Below are 17,167 nucleotides of genomic sequence, written 5' to 3'. Positions count from 1 at the left end.
GCTTGCCGCGCCCGAACGCCGGGTGGGGTCTGGTCGTAGGGTGGATGTCGCTTTTTACATCCACCTTGGCCTGAGCATGGTGGATCGGTGAAGCGTGATCCACCCTACGAGGACAGCAACAGTTTGAGATCGGGAACCGCGAGTCGTGGAGTCCGCTAGCTCCCAGCCCAAGCGCCGCAGCCTCGGGCCGCGCAGCAATCAGTCCAGGGGTCGTACGATTTTTACATCCACCTTCCCCGAAGCACGGTGGATCGGTGAAGCGTGATCCACCCTACAGCTGCCAGATCGTAGGGTGGGCTTTAGCCCCTCCGGGAAACGCCGCCTCATGGGCCAGCGGACTGAGCTACCGTCCGCCGGGCTGAACACGCCGTCAATCCAGCAATGTGCAGGCCATCACCAGCGCATCTTCGCGGCCATCGGCCGAGGGATAGTAGGCCCGGCGGCGGCCCACTTCGTTGAAGCCGTACCGCTCGTAGAGGCGGTAGGCCGGCGCGTTGCTGGCGCGCACCTCGAGGAAGCATTCGCGGCCGCCGCGCTCGCGGGCGCGCTGCATCAGGTGCTCCAGCAGGCGCAGGCCGAGGCCGCGGCCCTGGCTCTGCGGTTTGACGGTGATATTGAGCAGGTGCGCCTCGTCGAGGATCACGTTGATCACGCCGTGCCCGACCTGCTGCTCGCCCTCGAACATCACCCAGCACTCGTAGGCCGTCAGGGCATCGTTGAAGATGCCGCGGGTCCAGGGGTGGCTGAAGGCGGCGTATTCGATCTTCAGCACGGTTTCGATATCCGCCGCTGTCATCGGGCGAAAGCTGACTGCATCACTCATCACGCGTACTCACGAACCTATGTGCCAGCGCGGCATGCTGCGGCGCATGGCCTTCCACAGCTCGGCCTTGGCGGCCGGCTGTTCCATCAAGGCTTCCAGCCCCGGCATCGCCAGGGCGCGACCCAGCCCTTCCACGACCACCTCGCGATAGCAGTTGTCGACGTCCACTTCGCCCGCGAAGCGCAGGGCCGGGCGACCGATCAACCAGATGCAGTCGCAGCCCATCTGCTCCAGCTCGGCAGCCATCACACCCTGCACGTAATCGCGCGCAGCCTCGGCGCCCTGGTCAAGGCTGCCCTTGTGCAGCAGCGGCCAGCGGATCGGTTCGCCGTCGCCGACCTGCTGCGGCTTGTCCGGCAGCCGGGCGGCGCGCAGCAGGTCCTTGAGCAGGATGTAGGCCGGGTCACGGCTCTGGAAGGATTCGCCGGTGGGCAGTTCCACCACCAGCAACACGTTGCCGGCGCGCAGCAGCTGCAGGGAGAAGCGCGGCGGCGGCTCGATGGCCCTGGCGGGTTCGGCGGCGGCCTCCTCGCCAGGGCTGTCGGTCGCGGCCACGGGCTTCGGCTCCGGCATGGCGATACGCGGGCGCGGTGCCGGGGTCGGTTCGACGGTCGGCGTCACGGCTGGCCGCTCGACGACCGGTGCAGCCTCGACCTCGGCCACGGGCGCGACGGCGGCCGCGGGCTCCGGCTCGGCAACCGGAGGCTGCAGCAGCTCGAGCCGAGACGGGGCAGCGAACGGCAGCTCGGTGCGTGGCAGCCAGCTGGCTACCTGCATGGCGTCTAGGTAGGCCCGACGCCGGGTTTCACTGATCAAACGCCTTCCACCTGTGGATGAGCCTTGGCGCCGACCTGCATCAGGTTCAGCGCGTTGAGATAAGCCTTGGCCGAAGCGACGACGATATCGGTATCGGCGCCGTTGCCGTTGACGATACGCCCGCCCTTCTCCAGCCGCACGGTCACCTCGCCCTGGGAATCGGTGCCCTGGGTGATGGCGTTGACCGAGTAAAGCTGCAGCGTGGCACCGGAGCCGGCGACCGCCTCGATGGCCTTGAAGGTGGCATCCACCGGGCCGGAGCCTTCGGCCTGGGCGCTGCGCTCCGCTCCATCGACGCTGAGCACCAGCTTGGCTTCGGGCGTGGTGCCGGTCTTGCTCGCCACCTCCAGGCTGGCCAGCTTGAAGTGTTCGGGCGCCTCGTCGGCCAGCGTATCGGAGACCAGCGCCTGCAGGTCTTCGTCGAAGATTTCATGCTTCTTGTCCGCCAGCTCCTTGAAGCGGGCAAAGGCAGCGTTCAGCTCGTCGCCTTCCAGTGCGATGCCCAGCTCCTCCAGGCGCGAACGGAACGCGGCGCGACCGGAGTGCTTGCCCATGACCATCTTGTTGGCGTTCCAGCCCACCGACTGGGCGGACATGATCTCGTAGGTCTCGCGATGCTTGAGCACGCCGTCCTGGTGGATGCCCGACTCGTGGGCGAAGGCATTGGCGCCGACGATGGCCTTGTTCGGCTGCACCGGAAAGCCGGTGATGCCCGAGACCAGGCGCGAGGCGGCGAGGATGTGCTCGGTCTCGATGCGGGTGTGCACGTTGAGCAGGTCCTGGCGGGTCTTGATCGCCATGACGATCTCCTCCAGCGCGGCGTTGCCGGCGCGCTCGCCCAGGCCGTTGATGGTGCATTCCACCTGGCGCGCACCGGCGACCACCGCGGCCAGGGAGTTGGCCACAGCCAGGCCCAGGTCGTTGTGGCAATGCACGGAGAACACCGCCTTGTCGGCGTTGGGGATGCGCTCGATCAGCTGGCGGATGGTGTCGGCGTACTGGTGCGGGATGGCGTAGCCGACGGTGTCCGGAATGTTGATGGTGCGTGCGCCGGCGTCGATGGCAGCCTCGATGATGCGGCAGAGGAAATCGATCTCCGAGCGGCCGGCGTCCTCGCAGGAAAACTCCACGTCGGTGCACAGGCTGCGCGCCTTCTTCACCGCGCGCACTGCCTGCTCCACCACCTGGTCCGGCTGCATGCGCAGCTTGTACTGCATGTGGATCGGGCTGGTGGCGATAAAGGTGTGGATGCGCCCGGAGTTGGCGCCGGCCAGCGCTTCGGCAGCGCGTTCGATGTCGGCATCGACGGCGCGCGCCAGGCTGCACACGGTGCTGTCCTTGATGTTGTCGGCGACCAGCTTCACCGCGGCGAAATCGCCGGGGCTGGCGATGGCGAAGCCCGCCTCGATCACGTCTACCTTCAGCCGCTCCAGCGCCCGGGCGATGCGCAGCTTTTCCTCACCGGTCATGGACGCGCCGGGGCTCTGCTCGCCGTCGCGCAGGGTGGTGTCGAAGATGATGACGCGATCGTTGCTGCTCATAGGGGGTTCCTCACGGCTGCCGGGCGCCTCTCATGGGGCGCCTGAGTGGACGGATTGTCGCGTGAAATGGACGGGGCGGGAAGGCGCAGCTGCGTTTGGCGTGGGTTGTTTTCCACCGCGGGGAACGCTGGTGGAAAACGCTTCGCGGTTTTCCACCCTACGCCAGAAAACACAAAGCCCGCCTTTAGGCGGGCTTTGGGCTGATCGAGCGAGCTAGAGCCATGCAAGGCGCAACGACCAGCGGAAGTAACAGCCGAAGGCTGGCCCGTAGGGTGAGCGCCAGCGAATCAAAACAGGCGAGGAAGCGGACCGGGCTCGCGCGCGAGTTTACTGCTGTAAATGAGCATGACTCGCTCCGCTCGCCCTTCGGGCCGGCCTAAAGGCCGTTCGGTGGCAAGCCACCGTCCGAGCCTGTTTTTAACGCAGCAGGGCCGACGCGCAGCCGATCAAGCCTGATCCCAGGGGCGGTCGCCGCGCTCATCCTTGATCCGCGTCGGCAGCCCCATCACATCGAGCAGCTTGAGGAACGGCTGGGCCGGTAACTCTTCGACGTTGACCATGCGCTTGGCATCCCACTCGCCACGGGCGATCAGCAGCGCGGCGGCGACCGGCGGCACGCCGGCGGTGTAGGAGATGCCCTGGCTATCCGTCTCGGCGTAGGCCTCTTCATGGTCGGCCACGTTGTAGATGAACAGCTCGCGCGGCTGGCCATCCTTGGTGCCCTTGACCAGGTCGCCGATGCAGGTCTTGCCGGTGTAGCCCGGCGCCAGCGAGGCGGGATCGGGCAGCACGGCCTTGACCACCTTGAGCGGAACGACTTCCAGGCCTTCGGCGGTGCGCACTGGCTGCTCGGAGAGCAGGCCGAGGTTCTTCAGTACGGTGAAGACGTTGATGTAATGCTCGCCGAAGCTCATCCAGAAACGGATGTTCGGCACGTCGAGGTGCTTGGAGAGCGAGTGCACCTCATCATGACCGGTCAGGTAGAGGCTCTGTTCGCCCACGACCGGCAGGTCGTCGGTGCGCTTGACCTCGAACATGCGGTTGGTCGTCCACTGGCCGTTCTGCCAGCTGTAAACCTGCCCGGTGAATTCGCGGAAATTGATTTCCGGGTCGAAATTGGTAGCGAAATACTTGCCGTGGGAACCGGCGTTGACGTCGAGGATGTCGATCGACTCGATCTTGTCGAAGTATTCCTGTTGGGCCAGAGCGGCGTAGGCGTTGACCACGCCCGGGTCGAAGCCGGCACCGAGGATGGCGGTGATGCCCTTTTCCTGGCATTCGGCCAGGTGCTTCCACTCGTAGTTGCCGTACCACGGCGGGGTTTCGCAGATCTTGCCCGGCTCTTCATGGATCGCGGTATCGAGATACGCGGCGCCGGTGTCGATGCAGGCGCGCAGCACGGACATGTTGAGGAAGGCAGAACCGACATTGATGACTATCTGCGATTCTGTTTCACGAATCAGCGCCTTGGTCGCTTCCACGTCCATGGCGTCCAGCGCATAGGCCTTGATCTCGCCGGGCTGCTTCAGCCCGCCCTTGGCCTGGACGCTGTCGATGATGGCCTGGCATTTGGAGATGCTGCGCGACGCGATAGCAATACGACCGAGTTCGTCGTTGTGCTGCGCGCACTTGTGGGCCACCACCTTGGCAACACCTCCTGCGCCAATGATAAGAACGTTTTTCTTCAATTGTTTCACCCCCTTGTACTGCGGCCTCAGGAAAGGCTGGACAGGTAATCGTTAAAGTCGAACTCACGAACCACCTCGACGCTGCCGTCGAGCTGCTTTACCACGATGGACGGCATTTTCAGACCGTTGAACCAGTTTTTCTTGACCATGGTGTAGCCTGCCGCGTCGATGAACGACAGCCGATCGCCGATGGCCAGCGGACGATCGAATTGGTACTCACCGAAGATATCGCCGGCTAGACAGCTCTTTCCGCACACCATGTAGCTGTGCTCGCCGTCGTTGGGCGCCATCTTGGCGTTGAGGCGGTAGATCAGCAGGTCGAGCATGTGCGCTTCGATGGAGCTGTCGACCACCGCGAGGTTCTTGCCGTTGTACAGGGTGTCGAGCACCGTCACTTCCAGCGAGGCGCTCATGGTGATCGCCGCCTCGCCGGGCTCCAGGTAAACCTGCACGCCGAATTTTTCCGAGAACGCCTTCAGTCGCGCGCAGAAGGCATCGAGCGGATAGCCTTCGCCGGTGAAGTGGATGCCACCGCCGAGGCTGACCCACTGGACCTGTTCCAGCAGATGGCCGAAGCGCTCCTCGATGGTGCTCAGCATCTTGTCGAACAGCTCGAAGCTGGAGTTCTCGCAGTTGTTGTGGAACATGAAGCCGCTGATCTTGCCGATCACCGCCTCGATCTTCGCCGGATCATGCTCGCCCAGACGGCTGAACGGCCGCGCCGGGTCGGCCAGCAGGTAGTCCGAACTGCTCACCTGCGGATTGACGCGCAGGCCGCGGATGGTCCCCTCGGTCGCCTCGGCGAAGCGCTCCAGCTGGCCGATGGAGTTGAAGATGATCTTGTCGCAGTTGGCGACCATCTCTTCGATTTCGTCGTCAGCCCAGGCCACGCTGTACGCGTGGGTCTCGCCGGCGAACTTCTGCCGGCCGAGCTTGAGCTCGTACAGCGATGACGAGGTGGTGCCGTCCATGTACTGCTGCATGAGGTCGAACACCGACCAGGTGGCGAAGCACTTGAGTGCCAGCAGCGCCTTGGCGCCGGACTGCTCACGCACGTAGGCGATCTTCTCGAGATTGCCCAGAAGCTTCTGTTTGTCGATGAGGTAATACGGCGTCTTGATCATCTGTTCGTGCCCCGAGGGAGTCGCCGGCGGCGGCCGACAGCTCGCTTTTTGCAAAAAAGTGCGAATTGTGCCGGGAACCGACAGAGATCGAAATAGCACATCGACACTTCGTCACGTTTAGTGACGTTCGGGCTTGCCCGACCGGTCGCCGAATGGCGTCAGGCTAACCTTCAGGCGATGACGTTCAGGTGACTTCTCCATGCGTGCCGCGACGGCGTGGCCGATTGTCTGCGCGTCCATCATGCAGGCCCCAATGCAGTACAATCGGCGCTTTTTCATTGGCTGGACTGGCGCCACGATGATCGAACCCAAGCGCGTACTGCGTGCCCTCGCCGAACACTGGACGTTGCTCGAGCCGCTGTGCGAGCGTTTCGACGCCGGCACCCTGAGCCTGGTGGAGTTGCGCCACCAACTCGCCGCACAGCTACCCGAAGGCACGCCCACCGACATCAACGCCCTGCTCGACCAGTGGATCCGCCTGGACATCCTGGTGCCGGTGGCCAAGAGTCCCAACCGCTTCGAGCTGAACGCGCAGATCCACGACTTCCTCGCTTACCTGCGCCGCGAGCACCGCCTCGGCCTGTGCCTGGAGATCGAAGCCTACCTGCGCCATCTGGAGCGTCTGGCCGGGCATATCCTCGATGCCTTCGAGATTCGCGACGGCAACGACCTCGCGCGCCAGCTGCGCCTGCTCGACATGCGCGTGCGCGATGTATTGAAGAAGCTCGACAACGACGAACAGGCCCTGGTCGCCGTGGCCGACCGGGCCAAGACCAGCGACCGCCAGATCCCGCTGCGCCAGCGCTATGCCGAGGTGCTGGCGACCTGGGACGAGTACGTCGAGCCGATGATCCAGCTGGTCTCCGCCGACGGCGCCTTCGAGCAGGGCGTTCATCGCGTCGAGCAGGTGCTGATGAAGCTGCTCGGCGAACAGCAGCGCCTCGGCCAGCTGGTGGACGACGACCTGCTGCTGCGCACTCATGCGCGCATCCTGGAAATGCAGACCACCGCCCAGCTGACCCTGCGCAAGGCCCGCGAGCTGTTGCTGCCGCTACGCGAGGAAGCGCGTCGGCACAATGCCGTGACCCGCGGCGCGGCACTGGCACTGTCGGCGATCCGCAAGAAGGGCCTGGACGCCGTACCACAGGCCTCGCTGCCGCTGTTCACCCGTCCGCAGAGTACCTTTCTCGGCACTGCCAGCCAGGTCGAAGCCTACGTCTACGCCCTGGCCCGCTTCGAGCCGAAGCCGGCGCAGTTCCCGCGGGCCAGCGGCAAGCGCAAGGGCGAGCAGCCGCGCGCACCGCGCACCGCACGGGAGATGATCGAGCGTTGCCAGCAGGCACTGCCGCTGCCGGACCTGATGGCCTGGCTGCTGGAACAGGAACCCGAGGGCGCCACCGACGAGCTGCTCTACTGGTTCTCGCGCCTGTCCCGCGACAGCCGCTTCCAGCGCGATCGCCTGGAACGTCGCGAGTACCTGACCCGCGAACACCGCGTCAGCCTCAGCTCCTTTGCGCTGGTGGCCAATGCCAATGGCTGACTCCTACGTAGGGTGGACAACGCGCAGCTTGTCCACCATCACCCCGACGATATCCGAGCGACCTGAATGAACATCGACCTCAAGGAAATGACCCAGCTGGCGCCGATCTTCCGCGAGCTGTTCAAGGGCTATCACCTGTCGCGCAGCGAGCCGGAGCCCTACGCGCAGCTGTCGAACATGCAGGACCAGTACCGCGCACTGTTCAAGGCACTCGGCTTCGAGCTGGTCTGCGATCCGCGCGGCTTCTACTACTTCGTCCCGGAGCAGATGGGCGCGCAGGTGAACAAGACCGCCCAGCGCCTGGCGCTGTTCACCTTCATCCTCGTCGAGCACCTGGCCGACCAGGGCCGCGACCCGCTGGCCGTGCTCGACGGTGGCAGCCTCGGTCGCGATGAACTGCCGGCGCTGCTGGATAAGTACCGCGACCTGTTCCTGCAGGCCGAAGTCACCACCCAGGAAGAATTGGAAGAGAAGGTCATCCGCCGCCTGACGCAGCTGGGCTTCGCCGAGGACAGCAACGGCGTCTACCGCTTCCTGCCGCCGATGCACCGTTTCCTCGACGTCTGCCTGTCGGTGCAGCAGGACCGCGATCTGGCCGCCAGCCTGCACAGCAGCGACCTGCCGCTGCCCGCCCCGGAGCTGATCGCCGAGGACGAGGGCGAGGACGACATCATCCTCATCGAGGAAGCAGCCGAAGAATCGGAAGAAGACGCCTTGGCGCGCGCCATCGCCGAAGAAAAGGAGCTTGAAGCATGAGCCAGGAACGCTACGGCATCCGCCGCTTCGCCCTGCTGAACACCGCCGGCTACAGCCTCGGCATCTTTCCGCTGGAAAACCCGCTGTCGGTCTACGGCGCCAACAACCTCGGCAAGTCCGCGTCGATCAACGCGCTGCAGTTCCCGATCCTGGCGCGCATGTCGGACATGAGCTTCGGCAAGTACAGCCTCGAGCAGTCGCGCAAGTTCTACTTCGCCTCGGACACCAGCTACATCCTCGTCGAAGTCATGCTGCCCCACGGCCCGCATGTGATCGGCGTGGCCGGCCGCGGGCCGGGCGGCGGCTTCGGTCATCAGTTCTTCGTTTATCAGGGCTCGCTGGACCTCGACCATTACCAGCAGAACGGCACCTGCCTGCGCCAGCGCGAGCTGTTCGCCAACCTCGAACGCGCCGGCATTAAGGCCTACGAGGCCAAGCCGGACGAGCTGCGCCGGCTGCTGGTCGGCGGGCATACCTCGATCCCGCTGGACATGACGCTGATCCCGCTGCGCTCAACCAGCGAGCAGAGCCTGAAGACCTTCCGCGCACTATTCATCAACCTGCTGCATATGCGCGAGATCACCGCAGCGAAACTCAAGCAGCTGTTCCTCGATGCCTTCGAGCACAGCCTGCGCTCGGGCAGCGTCGACTATATCGCCGCCACCGAAGAAGCCTTCCGCGACGTGCGCCGCATGGAGCAGGACTACCAGGCACTGGTCGCCGCCGGCCCCCTGGTCGAGGCGCTGGCGGCCGGTGTCGCCCAGCGCGAGCTGCTGCGCGGCAAGCTGCATCGCCTGTCGCCGCTACTCGACAACCTGCTCGGCACCTGGCACGACTACGCCGATGCGCGCAAGGAAGAGCTGGTGATCCAAGCCGAGCATTACCGGCGCGAGCAGGACGGCCTGCAGAACGAACAGCGCGGCTCGACTGGCGAACTGATGCGTCTGGAGCGCGAGATCAGCGAAATCCAGCGCTGGCTGGGCGAGCTGGCGGTGCTGAAGAACCGCTTCGCCCTGGTCGAGGACGCCCATGTGCTGGAGCAGCAGCTGCTCGCCGCCAAGGACGCCCACGACGAGCTGGCCGGTGCGCTGGCGCAGTCCCGTCAGTTCTCCAGCGAGGACCTCGACGAGCGCCTGCGTGATCTGGAAAAACGCCTGAAGTCGGTCCGGCAACAGCTCGACCATGCCGACAACAACAGCTACTCGCGTTTGCGCGAGGAGTTCTCCCAGGCCGATGTGGATCGCCTGATGCGCCTGTTCAATGGCCAGCTGTTCAGCCTGCCGCTGGGTGACAAAGGCATCAGCGCCGAGGGCGACGACTGGGTCAAGGCCGTGGAAGCGGTGCTGGATCGTTTCAAGGGCGACACCTTCTCGGTGCCGGGCCTGTCCATCGACCTCTCGCATATCGAGCCACCGGCGCTGCAGGCCCTGGCCGACCGTGCCGCCCTGCGCGACCAGAAGGATCGCCTGGAGCGCGAACTCAAGCAGCTCAAGACCCAGCATGCGGTGGCCGTCGACCGCGCGGCGAGCAAGGCCCAGGCCGAGGCGTTGTACCAGGCCGTGCTGGATGCGCAGAAAGCACTGGAAGACTTCCGCCGCAGCCAGACCCTGGCCGCCGAGGAGCCGGCGAAGCTGGAACAGCTGGCCCAGGCCGAGGCCGCCCAGGAAGAACTCAAGCGCACCAGTGACGCCTTCGCCGAGCGCGTACAGCACCTGTCCGCCAAGCTGCAGCTGGTCGGCCGTCAGCTGGCCGATCTGGAAGCCAAGGAGCGCACGCTGGAAGACGCCCTGCGACGTCGCCAGCTGCTACCGGCAGATCTGCCGTTTGGTACGCCTTACATGGATCCGGTGGACGACTCGCTGGACAACCTGCTGCCGCTGCTCAACGACTACCAGGACAGCTGGCAGGCGCTGCAGCGCGTCGACGGTCAGATCGAGGCGCTGTATGCCCAGGTGCGCCTGAAGGGCGTGGCCAAGTTCGACAGCGAGGAAGATCCCGAGCGTCGCCTGCAGCTGCTGGTCAATGCCTACGCCCACCGTCAGGACGAGGCGCTGACCCTGGCCAAGGCCCGCCGTGCCGCGGTCACCGACATCGCCCGGACACTGCGCAACATCCGCAGCGACTACGAGAGCCTGGAACACCAGCTGGCGCTGTTCAACCGCGAGATCAACAAGCGTCAGGTTTCCAACCTGGCGAGCTTCCGCATCGTGCTGGCGCCGAACAAGGATGCGCTCAAGCACATCGACCAGATCATCCACAGCGCCGGGCAGTACGAGGAAGGCGAGACGCTGTCGGTATTCGATCTGTCCCAGTCCGCCGAGCAGGACGCGAAGAACGAGGAAGCCAAGGAGTATCTGGCTCGGCTGGTGGCGGCGAACAACAACCAGCTGGGCCTGAAGGACCTGTTCGAGCTGGCGTTCGAGATCACCAAGGTCGGCGGCCAGCCGGTGATTCATACCGACATCGACGGTGCGGCGTCCAACGGCACCACCATGACCATCAAGGCGCTGACCAACATGTACCTGTTGCTGCACCTGATGGACCGCGAGCAGGCCGGGCGCATCCGCCTGCCCTACTACCTCGACGAGGCGGCAGACATCGACGAGCGCAACCAGCAGGCGCTGATCGAAACCAGCCTGCAGCTGGGCTTCGTGCCGATCCTCGCATCGGTGAAGCCTCAGGTCTCGGCCCATGTCGCGATCGACCTGGAAGGCGGCAGCGGGCCGGCCGGCATCTACATCGACGAGGCGGACTGGAAATACATCAGCCGCCGCGAACCAGTCGCCAGCGAGCACACTGCTTCAGCCCAACGGACCGAAGAACCAGCCTGATCTCCTGCAACGAAAAAGGGCCCCGGAAGGGGCCCTCTTCATATGCACGCAGGGGGCCTGGCCCTCCAGCAACGCCCGTCATCTATCGCCGGCGGCTCGCCCCAGTTCGATCTTCGGTGCCCAGCCGAACCACTCGTCCTGCGGCTCCTTGAAGAGCGCGAAGGTCTGTCCCGGCAGCGCCCGGCGTCCCATCTGCTCGCCCTCTGGCGTGGCGAAGGCGACGCCGCCCTCGAGCAGCGACTCCAGCGAATCGGTGCGCAGGCTGGCACCTTTGAACAGACTGAAATCCACACCGAAGCCACTGGACTCCCAGAAGCGGGTGCCGGTGTGCACCAAGGGCGCGTAGCGCGGCTCGATGACGACGCGGATCAGTACACGATCGGCGTTCTGGCCCAGCTCATAACCGGTGACCTCACCGACTTTCACCTCGCGGTAGGTCACCGCGTTACCCGGCTTGATCGAACCCAGCCGGGCCGCGCTGAGCACGAGGCTCAACCCTTCACCAGCCTTCTGTGGCTCCCGCTCCTGGCCGGTGAAACGCGTTTGCACGCTCGCATCCGCCTTGCCCGGCGCCACCTCCAGGTACGGGCCGCTGACCAGCGTATCCAGATTCGCCGTACGCATGATGCCGAGCTCCGGCCGAACGACCCAGAACTGGGTGCCCGCACGAGCGATGCGGGACTCTGCGGCGGTAATCCGAGCACGCAGCACGACAGTCTGCAGGTCATCGCTCAGCGTGACAGTGTCCACCTGGCCCACGGCCAGCCCCTTGTAGCGAATGGGCGTACCTGCACTCAGTCCATCGCCACGCGCCAGGCGGATCTCGATCGGCGTCCCGCGCTGGATTGCACTGTCTCTATCCTTGTGTAAGACGAAGCGCGGCACCTTCTTCGTCCCGGCGGCCTGCGGATCGGGCGTCTCGAAGGCGATACCGCCGGCAAGCAGGCTCTGCAGCGACTCGCTGCGCACCTCGATTCCGGACAAACCGCCGCTCAGCGAGATGCCGCTGGCATTCCAGAACCGGCTCGAGCTGTTCACCAGGTTGGCGTACGGCTGTTCGATATGCACGCCCACCACCACCTTCTGCTGGTCGCGAGAGAACTGGTAGCTCTGTACCGACCCCACCCGGACCTGCCGGTAGAGCACGGGACTGCCGACGTCCAGCGACCCCAGACTGTCAGTTGTGAGCACCAGATGCAGCCCCGGGGCGCGAATGTCCAGCGGCGGCGCCTTGGGGCGGGCGACGAACTCGCGCTTGGGCGAGCCACCTTTCTCGCCGGGCCGAACGGCGATGAAGTTGCCTTTCACCAATGCTTCGAGGCCGGTGATGCCGCCCAGCGAGATGGACGGCTTGACCACCCAGAAATCGGTGTCCTCGACCAGGTAGTCCTCGAACAGCGGGTCGACCGAAAGCTCGGCGCGCGCACCCTTGAGGTCCGAGTCGATATCCAGCTTTTTCAGCAGACCAACCTGCATGCCGTTGTACATCACCGGCGTGCGCCCGGCCTGCAGCCCATCGAAATCCTGCAGCGCGACCACGGCCCTGATCCCCGCCTGGGCTGCGTCAAAATCCTCGTAGAGACGGAACGGGATGTTCGGGTCGGTGGCCGGGCTGTCCTTGCGGTGCGCGGGCGTGGCGAAGGCGATACCCCCGGCGACGATACTGGCCAGGGACTCGGTACGGAACTTCACGCCGGTCAGCCCAGCGTCGACGGTGACGCCGCTGGCGTTCCAGAAACGGGTGTGCTTGCGCACCAGGTGCGCATACTCCGGCTGGATATAGAGCTGCACCTCCACGGTGCTGTCATCCTCGGCGAGCACATAGTTCTTCACCTGCCCCACCTGAATCTGCCGGTAGAACACCGGGCTGCCACGATTCAGCGAGCCGAGGCGCTCGGCCTTGAGTGTCAGGTGCAGGCCGATGCGACTGTCGGACATCGGCGGTTCCTCCGCCAGCGCGACGAAACGCTTGGTCGGCTCGCCATCGGCTGGGCTCATACCGATGTAGTTGCCCGACACCAGCGTCTCCAGCCCGGTGATCCCGGCCAGTGTGACGCTGGGCTTGACCAGCCAGAAGCGCGTGCCGCTTCGCAGATAGCCGTCGACATCCTTGTTCATTTCGATATCGGCGACCACGACCTGCCGACGGTCGTCATCTTCCAGCCGCAGGTCGCGTACGACACCGATCGTCATGCCCTTGTAGAGCACGGACGTCTTGTTGATTTCAATGCCTTCGGCGCTGTCGAACACCACCTCTATATGGATGCCGCGTTCGCTATACGCCTGCCAGGCCAGCCAGGCGCCGATGGCCAGCGCGATCAGCGGCAGAATCCAGATGGCCGACCAGCTGGAGGCCGGACGTGTATTGGCTTGTGGCAGGTCAGTCATGCTTGTTCCCGGCTTCCGTGTTATCCCAGATCAGACGTGGGTCGAATGTGATGGCTGCGAGCATAGTGAGGATGACCACGCTGGCGAAGGCGACGGCGCCGAATCCCGCTTCGACACTGGCGAGACTGCCAAAATTGACGATCGCCACCAGAATGGCGATGACGAAGATATCGAGCATGGACCAGCGCCCGATCCATTCGATGAATCGGAACACCAGAATGCGCTGTCGCGGCGACATCGGGTGATGCCTTTGTACCGAAATCAGCAACATGGCGATCCCGACCAGCTTGAATGTCGGCACCAGAATGCTGGCGATGAACACCACCGCCGCAATCGGAAACATGCCGTGCTTGGCCAATGTGACCACGCCGGACATGATGGTGTCGGGCGTCCCGCTACCGAGCATGCGCACCGTCATGATGGGCAGCAGGTTCGCCGGCAGGTAGAGCAATGCTGCGGTGATCAGCAAGGCCCAGGTGCGCGCGATGCTGTTGGGCCTGCGTATGTGCACACGGGCCCCGCAGCGGCTGCAATGCTGATGTTCGATACCTGGTGTGGCGCGATTCAACTGGTGGCATTCGTGGCAGACCATCAGCCCGGCGTCAGCGGCGCGCATCGTCAGGCTCCGATAACGCTTCCCATACCTGATGCGGTGACATCACCAACTCCAGCCACACCTGCACCACCAGCAGCCCGGCAAAGCAGGCCAGGCCGACACCAAGGCTCAGCTCCGCCATGTCACGCAGCTTGATGATGGAAACCAGGATTCCGAGCAGATAGACCTCGAGCATCCCCCACTCGCGCAGATGGTGATAGAACCGATAGAGCAGCAGCCCCAAGGGCTTGGCACGATCGATGGCGATGCAGAGCAACACGGCGAGCTGGCACAGCAGCTTCATCAACGGCACCGCCATACTGCAGAGGAACACCACCACGGCGATGCCCTGCATGCCGCTGTTGTACAGGCTCAACACCCCACTCCAGACGGTATCGTGGGTGGCTCTGCCAAGCAGGTTCAACTGCATGATCGGCAGGAAGTTCGCAGGAAAGTAGAGCAGAAGAGCCGCCAGCACCAATGCCAATCCCGGTCCGACGATACGATGGCGCAGACGAAACAGCTCACAACCACAGCGGGGGCATTCGGCCACCTCGCCAAGGTGAAGCGTCGGCTTTGCCATCAACAGATCGCATTCCGGGCAACCTACGAGCTGCTCGATCGGAAGCTCTTCAAGTCTTGGGCTAGCAGCCGATTCCGGCATGAGGGATATCCGAGTAAAGCGCTTATCTTAAACGAGCGATACGCACTGCGGTGAGCCGTCAGGCGAGAGGGAAGATGCTCTTGAAGGCAGTTCGATCCAGTGCAGAGGGCAGACGTATTTTTACTCCAACCCGTCGCAGCGCCTTCACAGCCACCGGCTGCATCGGAGCAGCCGGCCTCGGTTCAGGCTCAGTTCTGCACGGCAGCCTTTCCGCGCCCCAAAAGCAAACCCCCGACCCGCTTACGCGGATCGGGGGTTTGGGATAGGCGCTTGACGATGACCTACTCTCACATGGGGAGACCCCACACTACCATCGGCGATGCGTCGTTTCACTTCTGAGTTCGGGATGGGATCAGGTGGTTCCAACGCTCTATGGTCGTCAAGCAATTCGGTTGCTGCCTCGGGGTTGAGCCGCTGCAGCGAATTGGGTATGTGATCGAATCGGTATTGCGTGTTCGTGCAGATTTTCGGTCTGTATTGTCGACTTACCGTCTAACAGCCAAATTGTTTGGGTGTTATATGGTCAAGCCTCACGGGCAATTAGTATTGGTTAGCTCAACGCCTCACAGCGCTTACACACCCAACCTATCAACGTCGTAGTCTTCGACGGCCCTTCAGGGAGCTCAAGGCTCCAGTGAGATCTCATCTTGAGGCAAGTTTCCCGCTTAGATGCTTTCAGCGGTTATCTCTTCCGAACATAGCTACCCGGCAATGCCACTGGCGTGACAACCGGAACACCAGAGGTTCGTCCACTCCGGTCCTCTCGTACTAGGAGCAGCCCCTCTCAAATCTCAAACGTCCACGGCAGATAGGGACCGAACTGTCTCACGACGTTCTAAACCCAGCTCGCGTACCACTTTAAATGGCGAACAGCCATACCCTTGGGACCGGCTTCAGCCCCAGGATGTGATGAGCCGACATCGAGGTGCCAAACACCGCCGTCGATATGAACTCTTGGGCGGTATCAGCCTGTTATCCCCGGAGTACCTTTTATCCGTTGAGCGATGGCCCTTCCATACAGAACCACCGGATCACTAAGACCTACTTTCGTACCTGCTCGACGTGTCTGTCTCGCAGTCAAGCGCGCTTTTGCCTTTATACTCTGCGACCGATTTCCGACCGGTCTGAGCGCACCTTCGTACTCCTCCGTTACTCTTTAGGAGGAGACCGCCCCAGTCAAACTACCCACCATACACTGTCCTCGATCCGGATAACGGACCAGAGTTAGAACCTCAAGGTTGCCAGGGTGGTATTTCAAGGATGGCTCCACGCGAACTGGCGTCCACGCTTCAAAGCCTCCCACCTATCCTACACAAGCAAGCTCAAAGTCCAGTGCAAAGCTATAGTAAAGGTTCACGGGGTCTTTCCGTCTAGCCGCGGATACACTGCATCTTCACAGCGATTTCAATTTCACTGAGTCTCGGGTGGAGACAGCGCCGCCATCGTTACGCCATTCGTGCAGGTCGGAACTTACCCGACAAGGAATTTCGCTACCTTAGGACCGTTATAGTTACGGCCGCCGTTTACCGGGGCTTCGATCAAGAGCTTCGCTTGCGCTAACCCCATCAATTAACCTTCCGGCACCGGGCAGGCGTCACACCCTATACGTCCACTTTCGTGTTTGCAGAGTGCTGTGTTTTTAATAAACAGTCGCAGCGGCCTGGTATCTTCGACCGGCATGAGCTTACTGAGCAAGTCATTCACTCTCACCGGCGCACCTTCTCCCGAAGTTACGGTGCCATTTTGCCTAGTTCCTTCACCCGAGTTCTCTCAAGCGCCTTGGTATTCTCTACCCAACCACCTGTGTCGGTTTGGGGTACGGTTCCTAGTTACCTGAAGCTTAGAGGCTTTTCCTGGAAGCATGGCATCAACCACTTCGCTTTCTAAAAGAAAGCTCGTCATCAGTTCTCGGCATTAAGACCCCGGATTTACCTAAGATCTCTGCCTACCACCTTAAACAAGGACAACCAACGCCTTGCTGGCCTAGCCTTCTCCGTCCCCCCATCGCAGTAACTAGAAGTACGGGAATATTAACCCGTTTCCCATCGACTACGCTCTTCAGCCTCGCCTTAGGGACCGACTCACCCTGCGTCGATTAACGTTGCGCAGGAACCCTTGGTCTTTCGGCGTGCGAGTTTTTCACTCGCATTGTCGTTACTCATGTCAGCATTCGCACTTCTGATACCTCCAGCGAGCTTCTCAACTCACCTTCACAGGCTTACAGAACGCTCCTCTACCGCTCATCTTGCGATGAACCCGTAGCTTCGGTACCTGGTTTGAGCCCCGTTACATCTTCCGCGCAGGCCGACTCGACTAGTGAGCTATTACGCTTTCTTTAAAGGATGGCTGCTTCTAAGCCAACCTCCTAGCTGTCTAAGCCTTCCCACATCGTTTCCCACTT

Annotated in this window: 11 protein-coding genes and 2 rRNA genes (1 of these 13 running past the window's edge); 3 read left to right on the top strand and 10 right to left on the bottom strand. The window is 63.1% G+C overall.

Annotated elements, in window-relative coordinates; translation table 11 throughout:
• Positions 1-370 precede the first annotated feature (370 nt).
• From rimI to ACX1DW_RS22205, 5 genes are all read right to left on the bottom strand, one after another.
• Positions 371-823 (bottom strand): ribosomal protein S18-alanine N-acetyltransferase, encoded by a 453-nt coding sequence (rimI, locus tag ACX1DW_RS22225; RefSeq protein ID WP_014597543.1) that lies wholly within the window; start codon positions 821-823, stop codon positions 371-373.
• 9 nt (positions 824-832) lie between these two features.
• Positions 833-1,639: an energy transducer TonB gene (locus ACX1DW_RS22220; RefSeq protein ID WP_458992400.1), complete on the bottom strand. Its 807-nt coding sequence runs from the start codon at positions 1,637-1,639 to the stop codon at positions 833-835.
• Positions 1,636-3,180: a 2-isopropylmalate synthase gene (locus tag ACX1DW_RS22215; RefSeq protein ID WP_458992399.1), complete on the bottom strand. Its 1,545-nt coding sequence runs from the start codon at positions 3,178-3,180 to the stop codon at positions 1,636-1,638. Before ACX1DW_RS22215 ends, ACX1DW_RS22220 begins: the two co-directional genes overlap by 4 nt.
• A gap of 446 nt (positions 3,181-3,626) precedes the next feature.
• Complete coding sequence (locus ACX1DW_RS22210) at positions 3,627-4,868, bottom strand: saccharopine dehydrogenase family protein (RefSeq protein WP_041016183.1); 1,242 nt, start codon at positions 4,866-4,868, stop codon at positions 3,627-3,629.
• Between the two features lie 26 nt (positions 4,869-4,894).
• The gene (locus tag ACX1DW_RS22205) at positions 4,895-5,992 is read right to left on the bottom strand and encodes a carboxynorspermidine decarboxylase (RefSeq protein ID WP_045157720.1); all 1,098 of its coding nucleotides are present in this window, start codon (positions 5,990-5,992) and stop codon (positions 4,895-4,897) included.
• 253 nt (positions 5,993-6,245) lie between these two features.
• On the opposite strand from ACX1DW_RS22205, the gene mksB reads away from it, so the two are divergent.
• The 3 genes from mksB (at position 6,246) to mksF (ending at position 11,119) form a co-directional block, all read left to right on the top strand.
• Positions 6,246-7,532: an Mks condensin complex protein MksB gene (mksB, locus tag ACX1DW_RS22200; protein WP_256450009.1), complete on the top strand. Its 1,287-nt coding sequence runs from the start codon at positions 6,246-6,248 to the stop codon at positions 7,530-7,532.
• 66 nt (positions 7,533-7,598) lie between these two features.
• Entirely contained in the window at positions 7,599-8,288 is a 690-nt protein-coding gene (gene mksE, locus ACX1DW_RS22195) for an Mks condensin complex protein MksE (RefSeq protein ID WP_013983820.1), read from the top strand.
• Positions 8,285-11,119, top strand: a complete 2,835-nt coding sequence (gene mksF / locus ACX1DW_RS22190) for an Mks condensin complex protein MksF (RefSeq protein WP_458992398.1) — start codon at positions 8,285-8,287, stop codon at positions 11,117-11,119. Before mksE ends, mksF begins: the two co-directional genes overlap by 4 nt.
• Before the next feature lie 78 nt (positions 11,120-11,197).
• On the opposite strand, the gene ACX1DW_RS22185 is transcribed toward mksF, so the two are convergent.
• From ACX1DW_RS22185 to ACX1DW_RS22165, 5 genes are all read right to left on the bottom strand, one after another.
• Complete coding sequence (locus ACX1DW_RS22185) at positions 11,198-13,507, bottom strand: PqiB family protein (protein ID WP_458992397.1); 2,310 nt, start codon at positions 13,505-13,507, stop codon at positions 11,198-11,200.
• Entirely contained in the window at positions 13,500-14,123 is a 624-nt protein-coding gene (locus tag ACX1DW_RS22180; protein WP_270067474.1) for a paraquat-inducible protein A, read from the bottom strand. The genes ACX1DW_RS22185 and ACX1DW_RS22180 overlap by 8 nt, the downstream gene beginning before the upstream one ends.
• Positions 14,110-14,766 (bottom strand): paraquat-inducible protein A, encoded by a 657-nt coding sequence (locus ACX1DW_RS22175; protein WP_458992396.1) that lies wholly within the window; start codon positions 14,764-14,766, stop codon positions 14,110-14,112. The genes ACX1DW_RS22180 and ACX1DW_RS22175 overlap by 14 nt, the downstream gene beginning before the upstream one ends.
• A gap of 268 nt (positions 14,767-15,034) precedes the next feature.
• Positions 15,035-15,150, bottom strand: a 5S ribosomal RNA gene (rrf, locus tag ACX1DW_RS22170).
• A gap of 135 nt (positions 15,151-15,285) precedes the next feature.
• Positions 15,286-17,167 (bottom strand): 23S ribosomal RNA (locus tag ACX1DW_RS22165) (it continues 1,009 nt past the right edge of the window).

The organism is Stutzerimonas sp. KH-1, from assembly GCF_054483855.1.
This window is presented reverse-complemented; position numbering and strand designations above follow the sequence as displayed.